General features: G+C 59.4%; 2 protein-coding genes. Both read left to right on the forward strand.

The genetic code is table 11. From position 1 onward, the window contains the following. Positions 1-820, forward strand: an 820-nt coding sequence (locus PMI29_RS08320) for a transketolase-like TK C-terminal-containing protein (protein WP_008001162.1), incomplete at its 5' end; no start/stop codon positions are given. 11 nt (positions 821-831) lie between these two features. Further along, the coding region (locus tag PMI29_RS08315) for an acetyl-CoA carboxylase biotin carboxyl carrier protein subunit (RefSeq protein WP_008001164.1) at positions 832-1,090 on the forward strand (259 nt) is incomplete at its 3' end.

The following is a 1,090-nucleotide window of genomic DNA, read 5'->3' on the forward strand; positions in this document are numbered from 1 at the left end:
CAGCCGCACCCGTGGCTTCCTGATCGGCGGCACCGCCGGCCGTACCACCCTGAACGGTGAAGGCCTGCAACACGAAGACGGTCACAGCCACCTGCTGGCCGCGACCATCCCGAACTGCCGCACCTACGATCCAACCTACGGCTACGAGCTGGCGGTGATCATTCAGGACGGCATGAAGAAGATGACCGAAGAGCAACAGGACGTCTTCTACTACATCACCGTGATGAACGAGTCGTACCAGCAGCCAGCCATGCCGGCCGGTGCCGAAGAAGGCATCAAGAAAGGCATGTACCTGCTCGAGGAAGACACCCGCGAAGCGGCGCACCACGTTCAGCTGATGGGCTCCGGCACCATCCTGCGTGAAGTCCGTGAAGCGGCGAAGATCCTGCGTGAAGAGTTCAACGTCGGCGCCGACGTGTGGAGCGTTACCAGCTTCAACGAACTGCGTCGCGACGGCCTGGCCGTTGAACGCACCAACCGTCTGCACCCTGGCCAGAAGCCTAAGCTGAGCTACGTCGAAGAGTGCCTGAACGGCCGTAAGGGTCCGGTCATCGCCTCGACCGACTACATGAAACTGTTCGCCGAGCAGATCCGTCAGTGGGTACCGTCCAAGGAATTCAAAGTCCTGGGCACCGACGGTTTCGGCCGCAGCGATAGCCGCAAGAAACTGCGTCATTTCTTCGAAGTCGACCGTCATTTCGTGGTGTTGGCAGCCCTGGAAGCACTGGCTGACCGTGGTGACATCGAACCTAAAGTGGTGGCCGAGGCCATCGCCAAGTTCGGTATCAACCCGGAAAAACGCAACCCACTGGACTGCTGAGGAGAGATTCTGTGAGCGAACTCATTCGCGTACCTGACATCGGCAGCGGTGAAGGTGAAGTAATTGAACTGTTTGTAAAGGTCGGCGACCGTATCGAAGCCGACCAGAGCATCCTGACACTGGAATCGGACAAGGCGAGCATGGAAGTGCCTGCGCCGAAGGCCGGTATCATCAAGAGCCTGAAAGTGAAGCTGGGCGATCGCCTGAAAGAAGGCGACGAACTGCTGGAGCTGGAAGTCGAAGGTGCCGCTGCTGCTGCTCCTGCGGCTG

Origin of the sequence: Pseudomonas sp. GM49 (assembly GCF_000282355.1) — a bacterium.
Classification (GTDB): domain Bacteria; phylum Pseudomonadota; class Gammaproteobacteria; order Pseudomonadales; family Pseudomonadaceae; genus Aquipseudomonas.